The 25032-nt window shown below is 66.1% G+C and carries 23 protein-coding genes; 11 read left to right on the forward strand and 12 right to left on the reverse strand.

The genetic code is table 11. The features are described from left to right. Positions 1-9: 9 nt before the first annotated feature. The 4 genes from ACSQ2B_RS06665 to ACSQ2B_RS06680 all read left to right on the forward strand — a co-directional run bounded on the left by ACSQ2B_RS06665 (position 10) and on the right by ACSQ2B_RS06680 (position 5770). Positions 10-672 (forward strand): TetR/AcrR family transcriptional regulator, encoded by a 663-nt coding sequence (locus ACSQ2B_RS06665; protein WP_436048414.1) that lies wholly within the window; start codon positions 10-12, stop codon positions 670-672. Positions 673-1384: 712 nt separating this feature from the next. After that, positions 1385-3712: a TonB-dependent receptor gene (locus ACSQ2B_RS06670; protein ID WP_436048416.1), complete on the forward strand. Its 2328-nt coding sequence runs from the start codon at positions 1385-1387 to the stop codon at positions 3710-3712. A 79-nt stretch (positions 3713-3791) separates the two neighbouring features. Then, positions 3792-4847: a hypothetical protein gene (locus ACSQ2B_RS06675; protein WP_436048418.1), complete on the forward strand. Its 1056-nt coding sequence runs from the start codon at positions 3792-3794 to the stop codon at positions 4845-4847. Further along, positions 4844-5770 carry an SDR family oxidoreductase gene (locus ACSQ2B_RS06680; protein ID WP_436048420.1) on the forward strand — a complete coding sequence of 309 codons (927 nt, stop codon included), beginning with the start codon at positions 4844-4846 and terminating at the stop codon, positions 5768-5770. Before ACSQ2B_RS06675 ends, ACSQ2B_RS06680 begins: the two co-directional genes overlap by 4 nt. A gap of 15 nt (positions 5771-5785) precedes the next feature. On the opposite strand, the gene ACSQ2B_RS06685 is transcribed toward ACSQ2B_RS06680, so the two are convergent. The 5 genes from ACSQ2B_RS06685 to ACSQ2B_RS06705 form a co-directional block, all read right to left on the reverse strand. Continuing rightward, entirely contained in the window at positions 5786-6403 is a 618-nt protein-coding gene (locus tag ACSQ2B_RS06685) for a TetR/AcrR family transcriptional regulator (RefSeq protein WP_436048421.1), read from the reverse strand. A 171-nt stretch (positions 6404-6574) separates the two neighbouring features. Beyond that, complete coding sequence (locus ACSQ2B_RS06690; RefSeq protein ID WP_436048423.1) at positions 6575-7318, reverse strand: SDR family oxidoreductase; 744 nt, start codon at positions 7316-7318, stop codon at positions 6575-6577. A gap of 81 nt (positions 7319-7399) precedes the next feature. Then, complete coding sequence (locus tag ACSQ2B_RS06695; RefSeq protein WP_436048424.1) at positions 7400-8878, reverse strand: aldehyde dehydrogenase family protein; 1479 nt, start codon at positions 8876-8878, stop codon at positions 7400-7402. Positions 8879-8880: 2 nt separating this feature from the next. Further along, entirely contained in the window at positions 8881-10293 is a 1413-nt protein-coding gene (locus ACSQ2B_RS06700; RefSeq protein ID WP_436048426.1) for a hypothetical protein, read from the reverse strand. A 210-nt stretch (positions 10294-10503) separates the two neighbouring features. Beyond that, positions 10504-11352 carry a TetR/AcrR family transcriptional regulator gene (locus ACSQ2B_RS06705; RefSeq protein WP_436048428.1) on the reverse strand — a complete coding sequence of 283 codons (849 nt, stop codon included), beginning with the start codon at positions 11350-11352 and terminating at the stop codon, positions 10504-10506. On the opposite strand from ACSQ2B_RS06705, the gene ACSQ2B_RS06710 reads away from it, so the two are divergent. From ACSQ2B_RS06710 to ACSQ2B_RS06725, 4 genes are all read left to right on the forward strand, one after another. Next, entirely contained in the window at positions 11339-12196 is an 858-nt protein-coding gene (locus ACSQ2B_RS06710) for a TauD/TfdA dioxygenase family protein (protein ID WP_436048430.1), read from the forward strand. The two genes, ACSQ2B_RS06705 and ACSQ2B_RS06710, sit on opposite strands and share 14 nt — an antisense overlap. A gap of 31 nt (positions 12197-12227) precedes the next feature. After that, entirely contained in the window at positions 12228-12497 is a 270-nt protein-coding gene (locus ACSQ2B_RS06715; protein ID WP_436048431.1) for an SDR family NAD(P)-dependent oxidoreductase, read from the forward strand. 155 nt (positions 12498-12652) lie between these two features. Continuing rightward, positions 12653-13489 carry an SDR family NAD(P)-dependent oxidoreductase gene (locus ACSQ2B_RS06720; protein WP_436048433.1) on the forward strand — a complete coding sequence of 279 codons (837 nt, stop codon included), beginning with the start codon at positions 12653-12655 and terminating at the stop codon, positions 13487-13489. 76 nt (positions 13490-13565) lie between these two features. Then, on the forward strand, positions 13566-14639 hold the full coding sequence (locus ACSQ2B_RS06725) for an NAD(P)H-dependent amine dehydrogenase family protein (protein WP_436048434.1): 1074 nt from the start codon (positions 13566-13568) through the stop codon (positions 14637-14639). Positions 14640-14705: 66 nt separating this feature from the next. Here the strand turns inward: ACSQ2B_RS06725 and ACSQ2B_RS06730 are convergent, their stop codons facing one another. The 4 genes from ACSQ2B_RS06730 to ACSQ2B_RS06745 all read right to left on the reverse strand — a co-directional run bounded on the left by ACSQ2B_RS06730 (position 14706) and on the right by ACSQ2B_RS06745 (position 18663). Then, on the reverse strand, positions 14706-15491 hold the full coding sequence (locus ACSQ2B_RS06730) for a methyltransferase (RefSeq protein WP_436048436.1): 786 nt from the start codon (positions 15489-15491) through the stop codon (positions 14706-14708). A gap of 136 nt (positions 15492-15627) precedes the next feature. Next, on the reverse strand, positions 15628-16827 hold the full coding sequence (locus tag ACSQ2B_RS06735; RefSeq protein WP_436048438.1) for an FAS1-like dehydratase domain-containing protein: 1200 nt from the start codon (positions 16825-16827) through the stop codon (positions 15628-15630). A gap of 252 nt (positions 16828-17079) precedes the next feature. Further along, positions 17080-18456, reverse strand: a complete 1377-nt coding sequence (locus ACSQ2B_RS06740; protein WP_436048440.1) for a sensor histidine kinase — start codon at positions 18454-18456, stop codon at positions 17080-17082. A 51-nt stretch (positions 18457-18507) separates the two neighbouring features. After that, positions 18508-18663 (reverse strand): hypothetical protein, encoded by a 156-nt coding sequence (locus ACSQ2B_RS06745; protein WP_436048441.1) that lies wholly within the window; start codon positions 18661-18663, stop codon positions 18508-18510. Between the two features lie 285 nt (positions 18664-18948). On the opposite strand from ACSQ2B_RS06745, the gene ACSQ2B_RS06750 reads away from it, so the two are divergent. Continuing rightward, positions 18949-19398, forward strand: a complete 450-nt coding sequence (locus ACSQ2B_RS06750) for a hypothetical protein (protein WP_436048443.1) — start codon at positions 18949-18951, stop codon at positions 19396-19398. A 20-nt stretch (positions 19399-19418) separates the two neighbouring features. On the opposite strand, the gene ACSQ2B_RS06755 is transcribed toward ACSQ2B_RS06750, so the two are convergent. The 3 genes from ACSQ2B_RS06755 to ACSQ2B_RS06765 form a co-directional block, all read right to left on the reverse strand. Continuing rightward, a complete protein-coding gene (locus ACSQ2B_RS06755) occupies positions 19419-19853 on the reverse strand; it encodes a YbaN family protein (RefSeq protein WP_436048445.1) in 435 nt (144 codons plus the stop codon). Positions 19854-20023: 170 nt separating this feature from the next. Further along, positions 20024-22312, reverse strand: coding sequence for a TonB-dependent receptor (locus ACSQ2B_RS06760; protein ID WP_436048447.1), 2289 nt, complete (start codon positions 22310-22312; stop codon positions 20024-20026). Between the two features lie 378 nt (positions 22313-22690). Then, the gene (locus tag ACSQ2B_RS06765; RefSeq protein WP_436048448.1) at positions 22691-23425 is read right to left on the reverse strand and encodes an IclR family transcriptional regulator; all 735 of its coding nucleotides are present in this window, start codon (positions 23423-23425) and stop codon (positions 22691-22693) included. 126 nt (positions 23426-23551) lie between these two features. Between ACSQ2B_RS06765 and ACSQ2B_RS06770 the strand changes: the two genes are divergently transcribed. Then, positions 23552-24511: a TauD/TfdA dioxygenase family protein gene (locus ACSQ2B_RS06770; RefSeq protein WP_436048450.1), complete on the forward strand. Its 960-nt coding sequence runs from the start codon at positions 23552-23554 to the stop codon at positions 24509-24511. A 28-nt stretch (positions 24512-24539) separates the two neighbouring features. Further along, a complete protein-coding gene (locus ACSQ2B_RS06775) occupies positions 24540-25019 on the forward strand; it encodes a glutathione peroxidase (protein WP_436048452.1) in 480 nt (159 codons plus the stop codon). Positions 25020-25032: the final 13 nt, after the last annotated feature.

A 25032-nucleotide genomic window follows, 5' to 3' on the forward strand; every position in this document is an offset into this window, starting at 1 on the left:
GCTGAGAACTTGCCGGCCACCCGCAAGGCGCGCCCCGCTTCTGCCGGCGCTGCGTTCACGCCCCGGCGCGGGCGCCCCACCGCCGACCAGGCGGCGGCGATCGCCAACGCCATCCTGGCCGCCGCGACCGAGATCTTCCTGTCGGCGGACTACGAAGGTGCCTCGATGGAGGCGATTGCGGCGCGCGCCGGCGTGCCCAAGAGCACGCTCTACAAGCGCTTTCCGGACAAGCGGACGCTGCTGCGGGCCGTGCTGAAGGAGCGCGTTGCGACCTGGGCCCCTCCTGAGCGGGACGCCCATCTCAGCGACGACATCGAACAGCGGCTGAAACAGCACGCCGTCTGGATGCTGACCCAGGCGACTTCGAGCGAAGTCCGCGCCTTTCTCGGCCTGGTCGCCAGCGCCTGGAAGGATCCTGCGGAGGCTCCCAGCCGACGGGACGTGATCGGCTATACCGATATGGCCAACCGTCTCGCGGAGGAGATCCGCGCTTTCGGTCCGAAGCGGGGGATCCACGCCAAGGACCCCGAGCGAGTGGCCTTAGCGCTGATGGCGATGCTCGCAGGCTGGGCGGGGATGAGCGGAGCCGGCCCTGAGTTGTCGGATGCGGAGGCGATGACGTTCGCCCACACGGCGGTCGACCTGCTCCTGAACGGAAGCGCAGCGTGGTGAGCCCGCCGCCGCGAGCGCGTCGGGTGTTGTCCGGCCAACCTAAGCCTGTCCGGCGCTTGCGCTCCGGAGCAGACGCGGGTTGCCGTCTGGATCCACCGCGACCCAGAGCTTGCCGCGTTCCTGAATCGATGATCGGCGACTTCCGGCTGCGGTCGGGCGCCCGCGAGGACGTCGACCTATTTTCGCGTCACTGCGGATACGGCTGAAAAAGAAGCGCCGGGCGGACGCAGGGCCCGCCCGACGCGAGGGGGAGAACGTGAGCCGCGCGGCCCTCCAGCCGTCAGGCGCGCCCGTGTCCGCGCACCGCTGCGCCTGGACGTAGAACTTGCGACGGCGTTCGGCGCAGAGAGTTGCAGGCCATGCCACGCCTGTCATCCATAAAATACGCACCGTTGTGTTTAGCCCTCGCCGGTCCGGCGTCGGAGGCTCACGGCGAGTTCCGCGACGTCGGGCTGCCGCTCGGACCGAGCTGTTGCGGGAAAGCCTCAAAACTTAAACGCTACGTTTCGTCGCATTGTTCTTGGCGCCCAAACCGAAGCCTGTAATCCTCATACAAAATCAGATAAAAAATTGGGAGGATCGAGTGAAATCAAATACTTGTGCCATTCTCGCGGGGGCGAGCGTTGTCGCCATGGCTTCGGCCGCGGCGGTTCGGCCCGCATCGGCGGAGGTCGCGGCAGCGCCGACAGACAACACGCTCGGCGAAATCGTCGTGACTGCGCGCCGGCGGTCTGAAAGCCTGCAGGAGGTGCCGCAGGTGGTGGACGCCGTCACTTCCGACACCCTGGACAAGCTGAACATCCGCCGGTTCGACGACGTGCAGGCGGTGGTTCCGGGTCTGACGCTTTCCAGCAACGCCACCGGCTATCAGTCCGGCGCCTCGCTGCGCGGCGTGACCTTCGATGTCGTTTCCGCCGCTGATCCGACGGTCGCGATGTACATGAACGACGCGCCGGTCGAGAGCAATTTCCTGTTCCAGTCGATGTTCGACGTGGGCCAGATCGAGGTGCTGCGCGGCCCGCAGGGCACCACGCGGGGCGTGGCGGCCCCCTCCGGCGCCATCACCCTCACCACCCGCAAGCCCGATCTCTCCGAGTTCGGCGGCTATGGCAGCGTGACAGTGACGGATCAGCATGGACGCAACGTGCAGGGCGCCGTCAACGTGCCGATCATTCGCGACGTACTGGCGGCGCGGGTCGCCGGCCTTCTAGACCAGGACGACTTCGACGGCGTCGGCAGCATTCATAACGGCCTCGGTCCGCGCCAGGTGACCAACGCGTTCCGGACGAGCGTGAGCTTCGAGCCGAACGACGCGATCAACGCCAATGTCGCGTGGCAGCACCTGGACAAGAAGCTTGACAGCTACAACCAGGTCACCGGGTCCGGCAGCGCGCGCAATCCCGCGATCTCCCCCGGCGACCGCGTCGGGGTGCAGGACCAGCCGAACAACCTGCGCCAGCACCTCGACATTGTGACCGCTCAGTTGGACTCCCGCATCTTCGGCCAGCACCTCAGCTACGTCGGCTCCTACACCAAGTTCAAGCTGAGCACGCGCGCGGCCCAGGACCTGGGCGACGTCGTCCGCGGCGTGGAGTTCTTCCAGCGCAACAACACCGACAGCGAACGCACCTCGCACGAGATCCGGCTCGCCTCTGACCCGGCGCCCGGCCGCTTCCTCGATTACACCGTCGGCGCCTTCTATTTGTGGATCGACACCAACGGGCATGTCACCACGCCGGGGACCTTCCTGCCGGGCGCCTTCGGCCGTCCCGGGACCTTCGACCCCGCGCAGTTCAACCCGCGCTATGGGGTGCCCGCCGTCATCGACATCCCGGGCACGATCCAGGAGACGTCCTTCTTCGGGACCCTCACCGCGCATCTCGGCGAGAACACCGAGCTGAGCGGGGGCCTGCGCCACATCATCTCGATCAACAGCAACAGCAGCGCGCTCTCGACCGCAGATGGCACGATCGCGGTCGCGGTGCCGGTCCCTTGCGCCTTCGCGCGTCTGGCGAGCAGCCCCTACCCGGGCTTCTGCGACGCGCCCATTCCCGGCGGCGTGATCCAGAACCTGCGGCGGCGCGAGACGAAGCGGCCGACGATCTACAACGTGTCGCTGTCGCACCGCTTCAACGACGACTTCCTGGTCTATGCCAACCACGGCACGTCCTGGCGCAGGGGCCCGACCCAGATCGGCATCTTCAACGCCGAGAACGATCCGGCGCTTGGCTCGGTGATCTTCCTCGCTCCCGAAACGTCGCGCGCCTATGAGGTGGGCTTCAAGTCGACCCTGCTCGACGGGCGCGCGCGGCTGAATGTGGCGCTGTTCCGGCAAACCTTCAAAAACCTGATCTTCCGCACGCAGCCCGTGCCCTATCTGAGCACCAATGGCAGCTCGGTCAGCGTCGCGACCACCAACATCACCGCCAACGCGGACGCGGTAGTGGAGGGCATCGACATCGACACCGCCTTCCAGGTCACGCGCAACTGGAGCATCTCGGCGGCCCTCAGCTACGCCGACGGCCGGGTCGACAACGACACCATCCCCTGCCGTGACGCCAACTTCGACGGCACGCCGGACGCCGGCGCGCCGTCAGTGGCCGACTTCCGCGCCGCCGGCGCGGCCCTGGCCTTCTGCAAGTCCAGCGGATCGGTGTCGCAGAACCCGCTGTGGAACGCGTCCGTCCAGACGGAATACGTCCATCCGGTACGCGACGGCGTCGACGGCTTCGTCCGGGGGTTGTTCAGCTACTACCCCAAGAACAACCGTCAGACCCCGGCCTTCGCCATCGATCCTTACAGCTTCCTGAACCTCTACGCCGGGCTGCGCAGCCAGGACGGCGCCTGGGAGCTGTCGCTGTACGCGAAGAACGCCTTCAACACGGACGAGGTCCTCGACCAAGGCGTCGACCCGCTGCGGACCGGGGCCGTGGGAGCCTTCTTCGGCCCGCAGACCGGCGCCTCCGGCTACACCACCAGCCGCGCCACCGCCGAGCGCGAGATCGGCGTCAGCGTCCGCTACGCCTTCGGGTCGCGCTGACGGATCAATCGGCCAACGGCGTCGGGCGGACTCATGTCCGCCCGACGCTGTTTCGTCATCTGAAACCTGGAAATTGACTATGCTTCAGCAGGCTACATTGCGGAAAATACTTGCGCTCGCCTTCGCATCGGGCGCTCTCGCAACGGCCCTGCCGGCCGCCGCGTCGGCGCAGACACGCCCCCGAGAGATGCAGGCCGACCAGGCGGTTCGCCTGTCCTCCTTCGGCGGCCGCGCGGCCTATTCGCCTGACGGCGCCCGCATCGCCTTCGGCGGGAAGAGCTATGGCGACGCCTACGAGGTCGAGATCGCCACGGGGAAGGTCCGCAATCTGACCCGGAACCTGCCGCATCAGGGCGTCATGCGGATTCAGTACCTTCCCAACGGCGACTATCTGGTGACCGCGCCACGGCGATACGCGGGAGCGAACACGCGCGCCCATCTGGAAATGTGGGTTCTCGACAAAGACCTCCAGCGGGGACTGCAGCCGCTCGGCGAGCAGGTTTTCGAGGGCGTCGCCGTTTCGCGCGACAAGAACCTGATCGCCTGGACGGTGATCGAGCCCGAATTGAAGCCGCAAGAGAACTGGCAGCTGGCGTTCGTCCGGCCGACCAAACGCTACATCGCCGAGATATCGTACGAGAATGGCGCGCCGAAAATCGCCAACAAGCGGGAGCTGATGCCGGTCCTGCCGAAGGAATGCAGCTTCATCGAGCCGCAGGATTTTCGCGATCGGGACAAGGAGCTCGTCTATTCGTGCATGAGCGCGGCGAACGGCGGCTTGCTGATCTCCGTCATGGGACATCGGATCGATACGGGCGAATTCATCACCTATCTCCGCAAACCCGGCGAATACAACGAAGTCGAAGGCGTCTCCCCGGATGGGAAATGGGCCACGGTCGAATGCGGAAAACAGACCGGCCCGGGCCTGCCGCCGCTGGACATCTGCCGACTTGAACTTAAGCCGAACGGCGCGGTGAGCCGCCTGATCGTCGGGACCGCGCCCGGCACGACGGGCGACGTGAGCAATCCCGTCGTCAGCCCCGACGGCAAGTGGATCGCCTTCCAAAAGTCCGACAGCGCCTCGGGCGAAATCGGCGAAGGCTATGGCCTCTATCGGATGAAGGTCGGCGAATGACGACGAATACCGACGCGAATTCGCAGGTCGGCCGGACGGCGGTGGTCACGGGCGCCGGCGGCCTCGGGTATGAGGTGGCGCTGGCGCTGGGCCGCGCGGGCGCTGCGGTCGTCCTGGCGGGCCGCAATCCGCAGAAGGGCGCAGCCGCAGTCGCGCAGATCAAAGCCGCCGCGCCAGACGCCAACATCGCCTTCGAGCTGTTGGATCTCGCCAGCCTGGCGAGCGTCGCGGCCTTCGCCGACCGCCTGCAGTCTTGCGACGCGGCCGTCGACCTGCTCGTGAACAATGCGGGGATCATGTCCCCGCCGACGCGACAGACGACAGCGGACGGCTTCGAGGTGCAATTCGGCGTCAATTACCTGGGGCATTTCGCGCTGACCGCACGCCTGCTGCCGCTGCTGCGCAAAAACGTCGCGGCGCGCGTCGTAAGCGTGACCAGCATCGCCCACCGCTTCGGCGCCATCGATTTCGATGATCTGCAGAGCGAGCGGCGCTACCGCCCCGGGCTCGCCTACTGCCAGTCGAAGCTAGCCCAGGCGATGTTCGCGGTGGAGCTGCAAAGGCGCAGCGACGCAGCCGGCTGGGGACTGACGAGCCTCGCGGCTCACCCTGGGTTCGCCGGGACCGACCTCTTCGCGAACGGGCCCGGGATCAAGAGCCTGACCACGTTCTTCAGCCGAAATGTGCTCGTCCCGTTGCTGGGTCACTCTGCGGCCGCGGGCGCACGGTCCCTCGTCTATGCGGCGGCCTCGCCGCATGCTGTCGGCGGGGCCCTCTACGGGCCGACCGGGCTCATGGAGATGAAGGGCGAACCGGGACCGCGGACGCTCGCGCCGACGGCCACGGACGCAGAGGCGGCGGCGCGCCTGTGGCGGACGTCCGAAGACCTCGCAGCAGCGACCTTCGGCGACCAGCCTCGGTAAGTCGAGATGCGCGCGTCACCCGACCGCGACGGGGGCTCCTTCGGCGGGCGCGCCCTCCGGCTCGAGCTGCCGCAAACCCCAGGCGACGATGGCTTCGACCTCCCCGTGTCCGCCCGACAGTCCGAGCGCCGACTCGAAGCCCAATATGCCGCCCATCAGGACCACCGACATTGCGACCCCCATGGGCGTGAAGATTTCCGGATGCAGGCTGGCGTCCTGAAGCTTGCTCCGAAGCCGCTCGGCGACCACGTGACGAATCCTCTCGCCGAAGGCGATCGTCTCGGCCCGGACGACGGCGTTATGGTTCGACATCGCCATGTACTCGAGCGAGAGCGACGCGTCGAAGGGGTCGGAAGACGCCTTCCAGAGGGTGTGCAGCGGCCGCTCGGAACCCAGCGCCTCCTCCGTCCTGGCGAGCACGCTCTCCGTGCGACGGCGGTAGGTCGCCAGCAGCAGGTCGTCCATCGTCGCGAAATAATAGAAGACGATCTGGTACTTCAGGCCAGCGCGTGCGGCGACGCTGCGGGCGCTGAGCGCCGCATAGCCCTGCTCCCGCATGACCGCCTCGACCGCATCCATCAGGAGGGACCGGGTGGTGGAATTCTCCGGCCCCATCCGTCGCTTCATCGCCATGGCTGAGCCGTCTCCAAAACGCCTCTTGCTGTCTACTCCGATTGCTCAGACTTGGAACAGGATGCGGTTCGGCCACCTTGCGCCGCATCGGATCGTCGCCTCGCTAGCGGCGCGCCGCTGGCGGGCGCTTGCTCCGTCCACAGTTCGCGGCCGGTCGAGCGGGCGCGGACCTCAGGTATTCGCCGCCCCGTTCGCGACGATGTGCGTCCCCGAAACCCAGCTGGCCTCCGGTGAGGCGAAGAAGGCGACGACCGCGGCGATCTCGTCGGCCCGGCCGATGCGCTTGAACGGCGAGGCGTTCTCGAAGAAGCCGCGGTATTCAGGCGAGGCGTCCATCATCCCGGGACTGGTCGCGCCGGGGATCACAGTATTGACGGTGATGTTGTGCGCGCCGAGTTCGCGGGCCCAGCTTTCCGTGAAGCTCTGGACGGCGCATTTCGCCGCCGAATAAAGCCCTGAGCCCGCCACTGGATACTTCGCAAGGGTCGAGGCGAAATTGATGATCCGTCCGCCGTCGGGGAGGCGCTTGGCCGCCTCGCTGGCGATGTAGAGCGGGCCGAACACGTTGACGCCGAACACGTAGTCGACGTCCTCGTCGCGAAGCTCGGCGAGGGGACCGCCCGCCTGCACGCCCGAGTTGTTCACGACGATATCGAGGCGGCCGGGATCGCGATCGATCCGTTCGAACATCGCGACGACTTCAGGACGTTTCGCGATGTCCGCCTGATAGGCGATGGCGCGGCCGCCGCCGGCCTCGATCTCGCTCACCGTCTCGTCCGCGCCAGCGTTGCTGTGAGCGTAGTGGGCGATGATCGTGGCCCCGTCGCGCGCCAAGCGAAGGGCGATCTCCCGCCCGATGCCACGTCCGGCGCCCGTGACCAGCGCGACCTTCCCTTCAAGGGGCTTTCCCTGCATCTGCATCTCCATGCTCTCTTGCGTCCAAACTTGGCTCGCGTTTTCTCATGCGCGCCCCTTGGGACGAGGGTCCGTCCGCGATTACTCGGCCGCCATGCCGACAGAGACCGCGGCGACGGGCGCGCGGTGATCGATCACCCAACGGACGTTGCGCCGCAGCGGCTCGATGCCGTCATGCGGCATGCCCGGCGGCAGGGTGTGCATCTCGTGGAAGAGCCGCATCGCGTCGCCGCCCTGGAGGGCGACCAGCCGCTGGACGCCGGCCAGCGAAAGCGGGTCGAGGAGCCGGTCGCGCAAGGCCTCCGGATAGACGCCGACGGTCTGGGTCGTGTCGTCGCACCACTTGACGATGTCGAGCAGGTTCGCGATCGGTACGATGTTGACGACGCGGTTGTTGAGCCGGTCGTAGAAGTCGACCCGGTCCGGAAAGCGCGAGACCACGACGCCGCCGTGAACCGTGTCGCCCTCGACGTGGTAGAAATCCTCCTCGAGCGCCGCGGCCTCCAACTCGGCCTCGAGATCGCCATTCGGCGCCGCGGCGGACGTGGACATCACGGACGGCAGCGTCTTGTAGGCCGCAACGATCTTGCGGCCGAACTCGACGACCCGCTCCAGGGACTCGTCGTCAGTCTCGCTCTCGATATAGACGACGCGCGTGTTGGCGCAGGCCGTCTGATTGTAGAAGCCGGAGATCACCGCCACGCCGAGGGCCGCCTCGTCCATCGCCGCGTCGGTCCCGAGCGCCTCCTTGCCGATGACGGACATGGAGTACTTCGGATTGAGCGCGGTCAGGTCGATGCCCGGCGTCAGGAATTTCTGGACGTGCTTGACCGAAGACATCCCGCCCCAGGCCGTGATCTTGTCGATCCGGGATGTCCGGACGATCTGCGAGTCCATGAAGTCGTCGCCGCCTTTCCAATAGGCGACGGCGATATGCCTGGTTACCGGGTGGTTCGCATCCAGCTCGATCAGCGTCCGGGCGATCGCGGTGGCCGTCAGCGGGTCGTTTGAGGGCGACTTGATCAGGCAGTCGGATTTGGTGAGCGCGGCCCGCACGATGGTCAGCGCGGCCACCACGGGCACGTTCCCGGCGGTGATGTGCAACTGCCGCGTGCCGACTGCGCGCACGCGCGCGTTCGCGTGGGGCGCGGGCGCCGCCACCCAGCCGTCGAGGTAGTTGATGCCAATGGTCCTGTCCGCCAGCTCGGTCAGGCCGCGCCGCTCGAACATGGCGGGCAGGCTGTCATAGACGCCGCGCAGGATCGGCTCGTCCAGCCCCCCCGCCCGCAGCGCGAGCGAGAACGACTCCTGCAGATACCGGTTATCCTCGAGGCGCAGCCGCTTGCCGGCTTCCGCCAGGAAGTCGACGATTACACGCACCGGCGTATCGTTCAGATCGCTGAGCAGGACCGGATTGCCAAGCACAAGGTCGTGGATGTGCTTGTGGGGATCTGGCGCGCGGAAGCTGGCGCCGCCCCGGCCCTTGAACTCCACCGCATCGTCGCCCGGCTCGATGATGCGACCGCGCGAGATGATCGGGATGTCGTAGATGGCGCTCATCGTCATCCCTGCGAAACGAAGTCCATGAATTCATTGTAGGCTTGGGCCGTGCCTGCACAGGTGATCTTGTCGTCGCCGCCTTCCATCTCCGCGAAGCGCGTGATCACCGGGCCGACCCGCGGGCCCTTCCAGCCGCAGGGACAGTCCTCTTCCCAGTGGATGGTGACCTGGTCGCCGGAGATGAAGCCGCCCCAGTAGGTCTCGGGCAGCAGGTCGAAGAAGGCGTAGCGGCCGGTCTGCACGCCTTCACGCGGCCGCATCTTCATGTCCCGGTCGAACAGGATCGGTATGGTGTGCGGCATGATGTGGAAGTGGCCGTGCGAGCAGCGTGGCGACATGCCCATCACCTCAGACATGCCGTAGACCATGCCGATCTTCTCGATCCCGAAGTAGTCCTTCACATAGCCTTCCCAGTCCTGCGGCGCGTCCTTGAGGCCCTTCATGCCGCCGCCGGTCATGATGAAGGAGTCCGGCGCGAACCCAGGCCTCAGGCCCTTCTCGATGCCGCTGCGGGCGGTCTTCACAAGATCGCCGAAGCTGCCGCCGAGCTTGACGCGCTTGCCCCGGAATTCTTCGAACAGCTTGAAGAACCAGGCTTCGATGTCCTGGTCGCGCCGCTTTGCCTGCGCGATCATCTCCTCTCGGGCTTTCAGCAGCGCGGGTTCGAGGCCGAGCTTGTCGAGTTCGCCGCGGTCCTCGGCCACCTGCATACGCGCCGCCAGCGACATCAGGTCCACCGAGATGTGGGTCTGGTAGAGGGTGTGATAGTGCTCGGGACCACCGGCCGCCGGGATGTTGAAGAGGCTCAACATCTTCATCAGCATGTGATGCCCGCCCCGATAGCCGGGGAAGAAGGTGTCGACGTGGTCGGTGTAGGGATCGACCCCGCTCGTCGCGCGGCTCGCCTCGTTGTACGAGCGCGTCCAGGCCGGAAGCTCGACCTTGGAGCGCGGCACGAAGCTGAGCTTGCCCGTGGTGCCGGAGGACGTACCGATGAGCATGCCGGCCTCGTCGAGGCGGGTCAGCCAGTCGTCGATCATGATGAGGCCTGAGAGGTCGACCTTCGACAGGTCGTGTGTCGTCAGCCGGTCGAGCCAGGCGTTGAGCTTCGGGAAGTCGCGGGTTTCGATCAGGCTCAGCGGATAGCTCTTGTAGACCCGATGGTCGAAGAGCAGCGGCAGCACGTCCTCCACCGACTCGACGCTGGTGACGCCCTGGCGCTTGGCGAGCCGCTCGAGCGCCTGAACCTGCCCCTTCATCTCCCCGAAGCGTCGCTTGAGCACCTGGAGTTGGATGTCTTCACAGTCACGCCAGCTCATCGCCAGCAGCGGCTCGTAACCGTTGTCGAGCCAGGCGCCTGGCCTATCCGGCGGCAGCAAGACCGAAGTCGCCGGGACGTCGAGAGCTAGGGACATGGCTGCCGCTCCTCCACCTAGGTCGGACGCCGCCGCTGCCAGGGCCAAAGCCCCGCCTCGACGCATCTGAGGCCTTGCCTATCGTCGACGATCATCCGACGCCGACCGCTTGCTTACCACTCTTTATAGCAACCGCCGCGTGGAGGTCACAAGGCGGTTTGTGGCCCTGGGATCGTCAGAGCGGCGTACCCGAGACCGGCTCGGCGCTCCTCAGAGGGGTTGAGTGACAGCCTCGGCCGAGTTCTGCCTCAGCTCGAAGCGGCCCAGGCACCAGTCGACGAAGGCCTCCATCTCGCCGTGCCCCTTGGTGACTCCCAGGGCCGCTTCGCGATCAAGGAAGTTCGCGACGAACAGGATGAGCATCCCCGGCACCATTGGTCCGACGGCGTCCGGCAACCCAAGCTCCTTGAGCAGCGGCGCGAGCGCCGCCTCCTGCATCGAGCGAGAGCGCTCGAGGTACTGGGTGATCTCCAGTCTGAGGGGCTCATTGCGCATGGCGAGCGCATTGAACTCGATGTTCAGCCGACCGTTCGAGGGGTCGCTATAGATCGCCCAGATCGCGTGGAGCGGCCGATCCGCGGCCAAGGCGGCTTCGAGGCGCTTCAAGCTGCCCTCGGAGCGCCGCCGGAAGGCGCCGAGGATCAGCTCCTCCATGGTCTCGAAGTAGTAGTAGACGGTCTGGTGATTGAAGCCGGCTTCTTCGGCTACGCGGCGCGCTGTCAGGGCGATGTAGCCCTCCTTCTGCAGCACACGCTCCACCGCATCGAAAATGACGTCACGGCTGGTCGAGTTCTGCGGCCCCATTCGTCGCTTCACGCCCATTCGCACATCGTCTCCCACCATCCCCAGCCAGCGCTGCCGCCCAGACTCGGCGTCGCCTAGCAATCGCAAAAATTCTAATGGGCGTCGCCCGATCCGGTCGAGGCAATAGCCACCGATGCGGCCCGCGCCTCTCACTCCTGTTGCGTCCAAATAGATGCTATATATGTTGGTAAGCATCGCGCGGCGGCCGGACACCAGGATCGCCGTGCCGGGAGGACTGAAGATGGGCGCTCGCATCACCCACACATCTCTCGCGCCGTTTGGGGTGGAGGTGGCGATCGACCCCTCGAGCGCAGTGACAGCGGCGAACAAGGAAGAACTGCGCAGGCTGTACGCACGCGATGGCTTGCTCGTGTTCCGCGGCCTCGACCTCAGCATGGAGGCGCAGTGCGAGTTCTGCCGCATCTTCGGCCCGGTGCTCGATAGCCCGTACGAGAACTTCTACGTCTCAAACGCCCGAGAAGACGGCCACCTGGGCGTCCTGGAACTGCAGTGGCACAACGACGTGCCCTACTTGCCGAAGCCCTACCTCGCCGCCGCATTGCACGCGATCGACGTGGTTCCGGGAGCCACCTCGACCCAGTTCGTCAGTGGCTTCAGGGCCTACGAACGGCTCTCGCCGGCGTTGCGCGAGCGCATCTCCGGGCTGAACGCGCTGCAGGTCAAGCAGCGGTTCTCCGACCGCTCCAATCAGCTCGCCGACCTGCAGCCCGGCGATCTGTGCACCGTGCACTCAGTCGTTCGCCAACAGGAGGGAACGGGACGCCCCTACCTCTTCGTCAATGAGAACATGACGCCCCTGATCATCGGCCTTTCGCCCGCGGAAAGCGACGCGTTGCTTCAGGAGCTGCATTCTGCGCTCTACGTCCGCGACGACGTATACGAACACGCTTGGTATCCAGGCGATCTCGTCCTGTGGGACAATCTGGCCGTCCAGCATGCCCGGGGACGGATTTCGGCCGACAAGCGCACCTTGCAAAGAGTGAGCATCACCGACCTCGGGTATGCTCAGCAGTACGCCGCGGACCTGGACATCCGGGATGCGTATGCCAATGCGGCCCTTTTGACGCCGGCCGCCTGAGCTCCACCGAGCGGGGAACAGGAGCTATGGAATGGATGACCTGACCGGCAAGTTTGCCTTCGTGACCGGCGCCTCGCGCGGCATTGGTCGCGAGATCGCGCTCGCCCTGGCCGGCGCCAGCGTCGACATCGCCGTCGGATGCCGCAGGACGAGTCAGGAGGCCGTGGATATCGCGCGGGCCATCGAGGCGATGGGCCGGCGCGCGCTTGTCGTGCCCGTCGACATCTCGGACGCGGCCGGCGCAAAGGAGGCGGCGAGGCTGGCGCGGACGCTCGGCCCCAGGGGCTGGTATATGAGCTGAGCGGCCGCAGGCGGGCCGATCTAGGCACGCCGATGACCATGCCACCTTTACGAGCGTCGCCGCCCCTCACCTCGACCTCCCATATGGGAGGTTACCGCCCAATCCGCGCGTGCGATCAGCAGGTCAACGACAGACGTGTGCGCCGGCGCTTGGGCGTGGCGCACGAACAACAGGTGGAGGACGGCGTGGATCTTAAGCTCACAGGCCGGCGCGCGCTCGTCACAGGCAGCAGCAGCGGGATCGGCGAGGGCATCGCTCGCATGCTGGCCCAGGAAGGCTGCGCGGTGGTTGTCCATGGTCGGAACCGCGAACGGGCCGAGAAGGTCGCGGCGGACATCAAGGCTGCGGGCGTCGCCATCGGCGAGCTGTCGACGGACGAAGGCGCCGCCGCCGTCCATGCCGAGGCGCAGGCCGCGCTCGGCGGAAGCATCGAGATCCTGGTCAACAATGCCGGGGGCGGAGCAACAGGAAGCGATACACGTCCACCGCTCGACGTGACCGCATCTGAGTGGATCTCGAACTATCAGGCGAACACGCTCTCCTCGGTGCGGATGTGCCTGCACGCCGTGCCGGACATGGTCGCCGCCAAGTGGGGACGGGTCATCCAGATCTCGAGCGCGGTCGCCATCCAGCCGAACAATCTGGGCGCCGACTATTCCGGCGCGAAGGCGGCGCTGAACAATTTCACCGTCAGCCTGGCGGGCTCGCTGAAGGGCGTCGGCGTCACGGTCAACACCGTCACGCCGGGGATCATCATGATGGACGGCCTGATCCGGTGGGGGCGCGAAACATACGGCGACAGCAACATGACCGCCGAAGAGATCGCGAACCGCATGGCGGCCGACAAGGTTTTCGACCTGCCTCCCGTCGGCCGGCTCGGGAGCGCAGAGGATGTCGCGCTGGTCGCCTGCATGCTTGCCAGTCCGCGGTCAGGCTTCGTTACGGGCTCGAATTATCGCGTCGACGGCGGACAGATCCGAGCGGTCATCTGACCTCGCGCCGTGACGGCGAAGACGTTCCCAGATTCAGCATCAGCCTCGCAATGACTTGAAGAAGGCGCCGCATTTCATGTCCGACAAGCAGACATATCGCGTTATCCAATGGGCCACCGGGACGGTCGGCAAGGTCTCGCTTCGGCATTTCGCGGAGAATCCGGCCTTCGAACTGGTCGGCGTGCTGGTCACGAATCCCGAAAAAGTCGGCAAGGATGCGGGCGAGATCGCGGGTCTTCCCGCGACCGGCGTGATCGCCACCGACGATGTCGAGAAGATCATCGCCCTGGACGCCGACTGCGTGCATTTCGCGCCGCTCGTGCAGGATATCGACATGGTCTGCCGGCTCCTTCGGTCGGGCAAGAACGTCGTCTCGACGCTGGGTCCGTTCTATCCGACGGAGCACTTTCGCGCCGACATCGACAGGATCGAGGCGGCCTGCAGGGACGGCGGAACATCATTCCACGGCTGCGGCATCCACCCCGGATTCGTCGGCGATATTCTGCCGCTCACGCTGACGCGCCTCATGAACAGGATCGATCGCATCCAGGTCTACGAGATCGCCGACAAGCTGCGAAATCCCTCCGTCTATATCCAGTTCATGGGCTTCGGGCTCGATCCGGACGAGCTCAGCGCCCAGCCGAACTGCATGGAGGGAGCGGCGATTTCCTTCGCTCAATCCATGTCTCTGCTCGTGGAAGGGCTGGGCAGGACGATCGAGGACCTGACGGAGAAGCACGAGGTCGCCACGGCCAAGAACGACATCCCCTACCCCGGCGGCGTCATTCGGGCCGGAACGGTCGCGGGCCAGCATTGGGAATGGACGGCCTGGGCGGACGGCGCCCCTCTCGTTGTCTATCACCTCTACTACATGATGGGCGACGACATGGAGCCCGCCTGGAATCTCGGCGACAGTCGCCACCGCATCGTGATCGAGGGCGATCCGCCGCTGGAGGCGACCCTCATGGCCAGCGCGGCGCCCGATGGTCGCCACCCCTTCCTGGGCATCACCTGGACCGCGCTGCTCGGCTGCACCGCCGTCCCGCACGTCTGCGACGCCAAGCCTGGGCTGATCACCCATCTCGATCTGGGCGTGGTGCAGCCGCGCGGGCTGGTGCGACCGCCATCAGCTGATCCTGGGACGCGTTAAAAAGGATCGTCTCGTACATTCCCCGCGCCATAGGGATGGGCGAGGTTGTGGACCTCGCCGCGCCTCTCAGCTGTCGTTGCGGCGGAAACGACAGAAGGCCACCTCGTAGGTGACCTGCGCCCCATCCACTTCGAACTCCCGGAACACGCGACGCATTTGCCCGAACGACACGGGACGATGCGTTCGAGACGGCGTGTCGGCGCCGATCGCACGGAGCGATTCGACGAAGGCGCGGCCGGACGCGTACCTATCCAGATAGGTGACTCCCTCGACCTGGGCGGTGGCCTGCGCGGGCGCCATCGCTTGCAGCTCTTCGAGGCGAGGATACTCGGGGGTTCCCGCCTCGAGGCCAATCCTGCCGTGCGCGCGCCGCCATTCGGAAAAGGTCTCCGCGGTCAAGGTCGTGACTAGGACATGCCCCCCGGGCTTTACGCAGCTGAGGAGGCCGTCGATGGCGCGGCCGAGGTCGGAGAACCATTGCACGGCGAAATTCGAGCAGATCACGTCGAACAAGCCCCTGCGGTGTAGAGGCTCCGGCCGCTCTCCATCGATGACCTCGAATTCGAAACGATCGTGCTCGCCGAGCCTTCGGCGAGCTCTTGCGAGCATTTCCGGAGAGATGTCGGACACCAGCAGACGAGCGCCCGAGATCCGCCGTGCCAGCTCTTCGCTCAGGAAGCCTGTTCCGCAGCCGATCTCGCAGATGGCCGAGCCGTCGCCGAGGCCCAGCGCGGCGACCTGATCCGCAAGGCGCCGCGCCGCAAGCCGTTGAACATGGGCGTGCTGATCATAGGCGTCCGCGGCTGAGAACGCTTGGCGCACGCGTTCCCGGTCGACTTGCAATGGCTTCATGACGCGCCCAGTTCGCGCAACACCGGCGCTGCTCTCGCGCGGAGAACTAGCACCGCGACCTCACGGCGTCGAACGACATCCAACCGCCGTCTCTGTAGATGGCCACCGGCCGCGGGGCGCTCGCCCAATGACCAGGTCAGCCTAGTGGCAGCTCCACCTCGGCCGTCGTGTCGACGAGGACTCCGCCATTCTGGTTCGTGAGCCTGGCCTTGATCGTGACCAGCGGAACACCCCAGGCGGTCTCGGCCGTCTTCTCCACGATCTCGCCGTCGAAATAAGTCACGTCGCCCTCGAACGCGGGACCTCGAAAGTCCGATTTGACGTGCCGCACGAAGCCTTGGTGACCCGCCCAGTAGGCGATGTAGTCCGTCACCCAGGCCTGCATCGTTGCGCCATAGCCGTACGCGCGCGCCATGCCGACCTCGCCGGCCTTTTCATCGTCGATGTGTCCGCGCGACGGTCCGACGTACAGGCCATCGCCAGCACGCGGATCGATCTTCGCCCGCTCCTTGTCGAAGCCGAAGCCTGCCACCCAACCCGGATCCTGGTCGACCCAAGGATCCTTCACCCCCTCGGGCGCGACGGTCCGGCAGGCGCCCCAGGTGTTGAACAGGAAGGCGCGATACTCAGTGGCGAAGCTGGCGATCGAATGCGGCCCGATCACCCGGCGCGGCAGGCGTTGGCCGACCTGCACCTCGCCAAAGATCGGGGAAATCCCTTCTCGGTTCGAGAGAATCCAGGCCAGGCGGACCTGGTCGATTTCAGCGTATTGCTCGGCCGTCCACTTCGGCTTCGGCGGCAGCTTCTTCTGGTACAGGCCGCGCTTCTCCGCCTCGGCGGCCAGGTACCGGATGCCGGTGGAGCGGGCCTTGGCCACGACCGTGCCGTGCTGATTGCGGTGGATCGTGTCGCCCCGCGAGAACATCGTCGGGCCCGCGAACTTGGTGTCTGCGATCTTGTAATCGTGAAACCGCCGCTCCTGGAACAGCTGGTCGCCGGGGCGGATCCGGTACCCGTAGTGCCACCATTCCTCCCCGCCGAAGATCAGGTGACTCCCGGCGATATGACCGACGACGGCCGGCTGACAGCCGTGTCCGTAGTCGAGACAGACGGCGATCGACTGCGGGGCGACGAGGCCGCCGAACTCGGACGCGCGGGCGAACGGCTCGTCCCAATGGATGGGATTGGGATAATCCATCGCCATCACCCAGCGCCGGATGTCGCTCGATGAGCACGGGTCGAGCAACTGTCCGCCGCCCACCAGCTGGCCCAAGCGCCATTCGACGTCACTCAAATCGAGCCGGGCCTCATCCTCCAGGGCCGCTGAATCCGCCATGTGCTTCTCCTCCCAACCTCGTTCTCGCTAACCATTTGGTTAGCGCGTGGGCGCACCGTCAAGTCCGAATGAAAGCGCTCCCGTCGCCCGATCGGCGGCGGCGAGATCCAACCGCGCGGAGGTGAACTCCCACCAGGGAAAGGCGGTCAAAACGCCAGCTGGCCATGAGATTCCCGGCCGAGCCGGCCAGGCGGCCTACTCACGAGAGCGAGTGTCGCCAGCTGCGCGTCTGCTGCTTCGCTGCCGCACGCCCTAAATACGCCACGTCAATGTCGCCACCAGGCCCGTGACCTGCCAGTCCATTTCGATTGAGCCGCCTAACTGGGTGGCCAGGCGCTCCATGAGGCGCGATCCAAACCCTTTGCGCTCGGGCGTCTTGACCGGCGGACCGCTGCCCTCGCGCCAAGTGAGTTGGCCTTCCCCGCCCGGGCCGACCTTGCAGGAGACTTCCACCTTTCCTGCCGCGTCGGAGAGCGATCCGTACTTCACCGCATTGGTGGTCAGCTCATGTATTATCATGTTCAGCGGCTGCACCTGCTCGGCAGGCAAGGTGATCTTTGGCCCCTCGAGGGTGAACTGCTGCGGCGACGCATATGACGAGAGCTCCGCGCGCGTCAGGTCTTCCAGCCCGCCGCCCGCCCAATTGCTGCGCGACAGAGAGCTCTGCGCCCGGGCCATAGCGTCGACGCGGCCGATGACCTCCTCGCGATAACGAGCTGGGTCGGAAGCTTCCGTGAGACGGACGACTGACTGAACCATGGCAAGAGCATTGCGCGCCCGGTGATCCACCTCCCGCATCAGCATGTCGCGGGCCTCTTCAGCCTGCTTCCATGCGGTGATGTCGACGAGCACGCCGGGAAACCGCACCGGCTTGCCGGTCTCGTCCAACTCGACTCGACCGGTGGCTTCAACCCAGCGATAGACGCCGTCACGGTGCAGCACCCGGTACTGGTGACGGTAGGCGCCGCCGCGAGCGAGCGCCACCGCGAAAGCCGCTTCCAACCCCGCACGGTCAGTCGGGTGGACAGAGGCTAGGGCCTCTTCGCCGGTGAGGCCCCTTCCGCAGCGGTCAGGATCGAGACCGAAGGAACGCGCCCACAGCTCGTCTGCGGTGAGGCGGTTCTCAAGCGCATCATAGACCCAGGTGCCGACGATGGCTCCTGCATCCAACGCAAGCTGAATGCGTTCCGCGGCTTCCTGCAGCGCCCGCTGGGTCTCGTGCTCTGCTGTGACGTCTTGAAAAGCGAAGACTGCCAGCTGTCGCCCGTCGGGAGTGCTTACGCGCGATCCGCTGGTCTCCAGCATTATCAGCCGGTCGTCCCAGCGGCGATACGGCGATCGCTGGCGCTCGACCACTTCGCCGTCGAGCACAGCGCGACCGAGCGGATACTTGCGAATATCGTGTTCGTCTTGCCTCGTTTCGTGAGCCGCGTGATCGCTGGCGCCCGCAACCGGAGTCCAGGCCCACCCCGTGATCCGCTGGGCCAGCTTGTTGTGCCAGATAACCCTACCGCTCGCGACGTCCGCGACGACAACCCCGATCGGCATTTGCTCCAGAATGGCCAGGCACGTCTCGCTTAGAGCGTTCCGCTCAGCGCGTCCTTCCTGTTCCTGGCGCGCATCTGGCATTTGCCCGCCCTCCTTAGCGCTGGTTAGGGAGAGAATTTATTCTTACGAACGTCAAGCGCTGCATTGGCCTTTGACGATCCTCCCCTCGCGCAGCGGCTCGCGCATCGAGTTGATCGACCACGCGCCTAGCAGATGGGGCGTGAGCATGCAGCCAAGCGAAATCGAAGCCTCGCCGCGGCCCGGAAGTTCGAGCAGCAGCTCGCCCACCCGCCAAGCTTGCGTCAGCTAAGAATAGTCATGGGCGGCCGATGCATGATCTGGGACGTCAGATCGTCTTCGGGCAGCGCGGGCGTCACAGAACTGACCGGGTTCTCCAGGACGTTCGAACGATCCTCAGGCTGGGACGCCGGAAGCCGCTCGGCGGCGTAGGCGTTCGATTCGCCGTTACGCCGCGACCAGACCCAGCCGCCGTCGTCCTGACGCGAAGAATGTCTTGCGAGTAAGTCGCATTCGCACTCATACTGCCCGTCCGGCCGTTGGGGAGACCTGCCGATGTACGAGTTCGTGGATCGACCCGCCGATCGCCTGGTCGAAGGCAGCCGTTTTATCCTGTGGGCGACGCGCGGCTGGCTGCATGCCGCCCAGCAGAGGCGATGCCCGCCGGTCGCCCTGGCCCCCGCCTTTTCGAAGATGGCCGGATTGAAGGTGCTCAGCGACTTTCACCTGCTGATGCTGCAGTTCTATTGCGCCCGCCGCTGTCCCATCTCGCTCGGCGCCCTGGCCCACCCGACCATCACCGCCAGCGAAGCGGTCCTGCTGACGATGTGGCGCGACCTCGCCACCCGCCCCGTGGACCAGGTGCGCCCTCTGATCGAGCTCCTGCTCCAGGAACCGTCTGTGGAGCCCGCCCTGGCGGCGGCGAGCCGCGTCGCCGCGCATCTCACATCCGTGGGCCTGACGCCGGTCGGCCTGCCCCCCTCGGCCGACGCGCCGCCCTCCTAAGGAAGGCGGTTCCAGCCCGGCTATCGGCGACCTGGCGCGGGACGGCTGAGGACGTAGCCGGCGCAAGCGGCCATCGCCGCGCCGACGATCACCGCGACCATCAGGCTCGGCCGGGCGGCGAGCCAGAACAGCAGATAGCCGGTCGCCATCCCGCCACAGGCCAGCGCCTTGCCGCGCCGGCTGATCGCCCCCTCGTCCCGCCACGCCCGCAAGGTCGGCCCGAAACGGGGATGGTTCAGCAGCCAGGCCTCGAGGCGAGGCGAGGACCGCGCGAAACAAGCCGCCGCCAGGATCAGGAAGATCGTCGTCGGCACGAGCGGCAACAGGACGCCGACGAAGCCCAGTGCGACGAAGACGAACCCCAGCGCCAGCCACAGCGGGCGCGCCGCGCGCGACCCCGGTCCGGCCCCAGACGTTCCTGCCGCAGTCGCCTCGGGCGCAGGCGACGCCGCCATGTCGTCGACGCCGCCATCTTCACCGCTCGATCGAGATTGAGAGGATTGCGATGTGCCGCGCCGGTGCATCAAGGGAAGCCATCCTTCAACGCGGACAGGGCGGGCGCGAACATCTCACACCCGCAGCCGTTCACGGCGAGAGGCTGACCAGCCGCTCGCCGCGCCGCGTGTTAGAACTTGTAACCCACCTTGACCCCATAAACCCGCGGCTCGCCGGGGACGCTGTAGTCGCCGGCGGAGACGCTGCCGCTGGAAATCATCCGATAGCTCGTGTCGGTCAGGTTGTTGCCGTAGACCGTGACCCAGTAGCGGTCGGTCGGATCGCTCCAGGTCGCCTGCAGGCTCAGCAGGGAATAGGCGCCCTGGCGGAAGCGCTGCGACTTGGCCAACGTCGGGTTGCTCGCGGCGAAAAGCGGACCGTACAGCGACGCATTGTTCACGACGTAGCCGTCCGTGTAGTTGTAGTTGCCCGCCAGGAGCACCTTGCCGCCGACGACGTTGTCGATCTCGTAGTCGACGCCGATGTTGCCGGTGAACTTGGGCGCGCGCGCCATCTGCTGGTCCGACCAGTCCTGGATCTGCGGACTGACGTTCAGGTTGGTGACCGGATTCACCCCCGTGCCGCTGGCGTTGGTGAAGGTCCCGTAGCGGGCGCGCAACCAGGCCCCGCCGATGCGTATGTTCAGCTTCTCAACCGGGGTGAAGGTGACCTGACCGTCGATGCCGTGGATCTTGGCCTGCGGCGCGTTCGCGAACAGGGTCGTGATGCTGCAGTTCGCCGGATTCGGACAGAAGGGATTCGGCACGGTCAGCGAGACGTTCAGGTTCTTGTAGTCGTAGTAGAAGGCCGCCGCGTCGAAGCGCACCCACGAGCGGGCGGTCTTGAAGCCGACCTCATAGGCGGTGATCGTCTCCGGCTTGGTCGGCGTGACCAGTCGGGGATCGGTCGCGCCGGACCCGTTGAAGGCGCCGGCGCGGAACCCCTTCGAGTAGGAGGCGTAGACGTTGGTTCGAGGCGCGATCTCGTACCGCAGGACCGCACGGGGCGTGAACTTGCGGTTGATGGTTTTGAACCGGGTGTCGACGGTGAAGGGTGGAATCCCGGCGGCCACCGGCGTGATCGCGCCGTTCGCGCTGATCGGCAGGAAGACGAACTGCTTCGCATCGTAGCTGTAGCGCCCGCCCAGAGTGAGGCTCAGCTGGTCGCTGATGTGATAGGTGCCGTCGACGTAGAAGGCCAAGGCCTCCGTGTGCTGCGAGAAGAAGTTCTTATTGAACAGGTTGCCGCCAAGGTAAACTTGGTTGCCGCCGTCGGTTTTGATGTTGTCGTGGAAGTACATGCCGCCGACCACCAGGTCGAGCTTGTCGATCGCGGTGATGTTGTAGTCGAACGCCTGCTGGAAGGTGTCCTGCGGCAGCGAAATCACCGCGTAGACATTGTTCAGATAGGTGCCGTCGGTGTCGAAGGCGCTCTTGTTGTGGCGGTGCTGGAAGCCGGTGTACGAGGTCAGGGTTCCGATCGGGGTGTCGTAGGCGAGCTTGAGCGTCGTCTCCTGGGTGATCACCAGGTTCCGGTTTACGCCGTTGAAGGCGGCTGTGCCGAATCGCGGCGCCCGCACCGAGGCCGGAATGGTCGGCGGCACATGATCGAAGCCCGAGAACAGGATGCCGCGTGGATCGTTGACCGCCGAGTAGTTCAGGCCGAGCGTCGCCACCAGCTTGCTGGTGACGTCGCCTTCGAGCTTGAAGCGAACGGACCGCTGGTCGATGGGGGCGGCGTGGCCCTTGGTCTGGCTGGTGTTCGCCGGATCGGCCTTCTTGATGTAGCCGTCGCTGTCGCGGGTGTAGCCGGCCAGCGAGAAACGCAGCCGGTCGCTGATCGGTCCCGAGATATAGCCGCTCACCCGGCGGTCGTTGAACCGGGCGTAGGTGCCCTCGATGCGGCCGCTGTAGTCTTTCGAAGGGGCGAGGGTGTTGATCAGGATCGCGCCGCCAGTGGCGTTCCGGCCATAGAGCGTCCCCTGCGGCCCCTTGAGGATTTCAATACTGGCGAGGTTCGCCAGGTCCATGTTGATGTCGTTGGAATTGGGATTGTAGAAGCCGTCGACATAGACGGCGACGTTGTTCTCCACGTTGGTGCCGTTGGTCAGCGTCGTGACCCCGCGAATGGCGGGCTGGGTGAAGGCGCCGGCGAGATTGATCTGCACGCCCGGCGTGACCCGGCTGAGTTCGTGGATATTGGTGATGCCGGACTTGGCGATCTGCTGCGGCGTCACCGCGGTGATCGACATCGGCACGCTCTCGAGCCGCTCGGAACGGCGCTGGGCGGTGACGACGACTTCCTGGATGATGTTCGAATCGCTGGCGGCTTGCGCCGCCGCTCCAGAGGCCGCCACCGCAGCCGTCAGTATCGACCCGCAAAACAGCGCGGCCTTCGCCCCAATAGCTGGACGCTTCATCTGATTATCCTCCCTCTTCGTCGCTGCTCGACAACTTGAGTTGCTCGGCTCGACAGATTTTATGAGTTTATAGCGGCATTATTCTACGCGCACTTGCACGATGCCCAGCATGTGCGCCTCACGGGCGAAGACGTCCCCTTCTGGTTTCTAGATCCCACAGGATTCCGGCGCGGCTCGCAGAACGACCCTCCTGGGCGAACCCACCCTCGTTGAGGGAGGCTGATCTGCTAGCGTCCGCATCGCAGAAGCCCCCCGCATGCCGTCGGCGAGCCGATTGGAGGCTAAGTTTGGCAGATCTGCAATATTTGATAAGGCGACAAGACTTGCCCCGGATGGAGAAAAGTCCGACCGGCTCATAGCCCCCGCAGACTCATCGGCTCAGGGGGCGGGGTGCGGCGAGCCTCGCGAGAGCCCGCGCGCCGCCTCGACAAGCAGGGCGCCGATCTGGGCGTGGCGCTCGGCGGTGATCCGTTCGGACGGCCCCGAGATGGCGATCGCCGCCATCGGCTGACCGGCCGCATCGAAGATCGGCGCCGCCAGATTGGTCGACCCCGGCAGGATGTCGCCGGCGTTGAGGCCGTAGCCCCGCCCCCGCGTCGCCGCAAACTCGGCGAGGATCGCCGCATCGGGTTCTTCGCCGAGCATGGCGGCCTGCTGCTCGCGGCTGAGATAGGGCAGAACCGTCCGGCCCGTCGCGCTCTCGCGCACCGGAATGACCTGCCCCAACCGCACCGCCATACGCAGCATCTGCTCGCTCTCAACCGCGGCGATGACGACGAACCGGCGGACGTCGGGGATCGCCAGGAAGACGCTTTCGCTGGTCGCGTCGCGAAGCTCCTCCAGGATCCTGCCGGCGCGATCGCGCAGGTCGCTGCCGCTGTAAGGCAGGTGGGCGATCGTGAAGATGCGGGCGGTCAGCTCCCAGCGGGTCGGCGGCTCCGGCGCGACGCGGATCCAGCCGGCGTCGGCCAGGGTCATGACCGCCCGCTGCACCGCGCTCTTGTCCTCGTCGAGCAGCTTGGCCAGCGCGCTGACGCCGATGGGCTGCCGCGACGCGATCAGCTCCAGCACCGACAGCACGCGAGAGGCGCTCTGGCTCCGCTTGACCGCCACGATCCACGCCCCATTATAAGATCACTATAAGAACCAATCAGATCACTATGTAATACACAGGTGGTCGGAGGCAAGCGACCCCACGCCGGCTTCAGGGGGCGCAACCGAACCAGGGAGCGAAGCAGGATGGCATCGATCAGGGTCAGCGCGCTGCAAGAAGACCTCGCCTTCGGGGCGCGAATCTCCGGCGCGACGCTGGACAACATCAGCGACGAGGCAGTGCGAGCGCAGATCAACGAGGTCTTCGAGGACCGCGGGATGATCGTCTTCGAGGACGTCGAGCCGAGCGGCCAGATGCACCTGGCGATCAGCAACGTCTTCGGCCCGCTGAAGGACCATCCGGTGAAGACCGTCGCGCGCGTCGACGCCGACGCCATGCCGGGCGTGATCGACATGCGCCACGATCCGGACAACGCCATCCTCGTCGAACTGGAGGGCAAGCAGCTGGCGCAGTGGCTGCCCTGGCATTTCGACCACTGCTACAACAACGAGCTGAACCGGGCGGGCGTGCTGCGCGCCATCGACATTCCGCCCGAGGGCGGCATGACCGGCTTCGCCGACGGCGTGGAGCTCTATCAGGCCATCCCGCGCGAGCTTCGCGACCAGATCGAAGGCCGCGACATCATCTACACGCTCAACGTCGTCTACGAGGAATGGCGCTTCGGCCGGCCAAAGACCTTCCGCGCCGTGCGCACGCCGCAGAGCGCTTGGGACATGAACGTCTACGCCAAGACACTGTCGCGCGCCCTGCACCCGGCGGTCTGGACCCGCGATGACGGCCGCAAGGTCTTCCACGTCTCGCCCTGGATGGCGGAAGGGATCTCCGGCGACGAGACCCCCGAGGGCGAACGTCTGCTGGAAGAGGTCTGCCAGGAGGTGTTCCGCAAGGCCCACGGCTATTTCCACCCGTGGAAACCGACCGACATGCTCATCTGGGACAACTGGCGCATGCTCCACTGCGTGAGCGGCGCGCCGGTGCAGCATGCGCGGCGGATGCAGCGGACGACCATCAAGGGCGACTACGGCCTGGGCCGTTTCGAGAATGACGGCCAGGGCGCCGCCATCCTCGAGAACACCATGGTCTGAGCCGCAGATCCGGTCGAGACTGCGACGGATGACGACGATCTATGACTTCTCGGCCCAGGACATCGCCGGCCGCGAGACCCCGCTGGAGCGGCATCGCGGCCAGGTGCTGCTGATCGTCAACACCGCCAGCAAATGCGGCTTCACGCCCCAATACGACGGGCTGGAGGCGCTGCACCGCGAGTACGCGCCGCGCGGCTTCGCGGTGCTGGGCTTCCCCTGCAACCAGTTCGGCGACCAGGAGCCGGGCGACGCCGCCGAGATCGCCGACTTCTGCAAGCTGACCTTCGACGGGAGCTTCCCGATGTTCACCAAGGTGGAGGTGAACGGCGCCGGCGCCCATCCGCTCTTCACCTGGCTGAAGGCCCAGGCGCCAGGCCTGCTCGGGACCCGGGCCGTGAAGTGGAACTTCACCAAGTTCCTCGTCGACCGCGGCGGCAAGGTCGTGGAACGCTACGCCCCGACCACCAAGCCGCAGGCGATCCGACGCGCCGTCGAGGCGTTGCTCTGAGCAATCTTGCAGG

The organism is Phenylobacterium sp. LjRoot225, assembly GCF_964252855.1.
GTDB lineage: Bacteria > Pseudomonadota > Alphaproteobacteria > Caulobacterales > Caulobacteraceae > Phenylobacterium.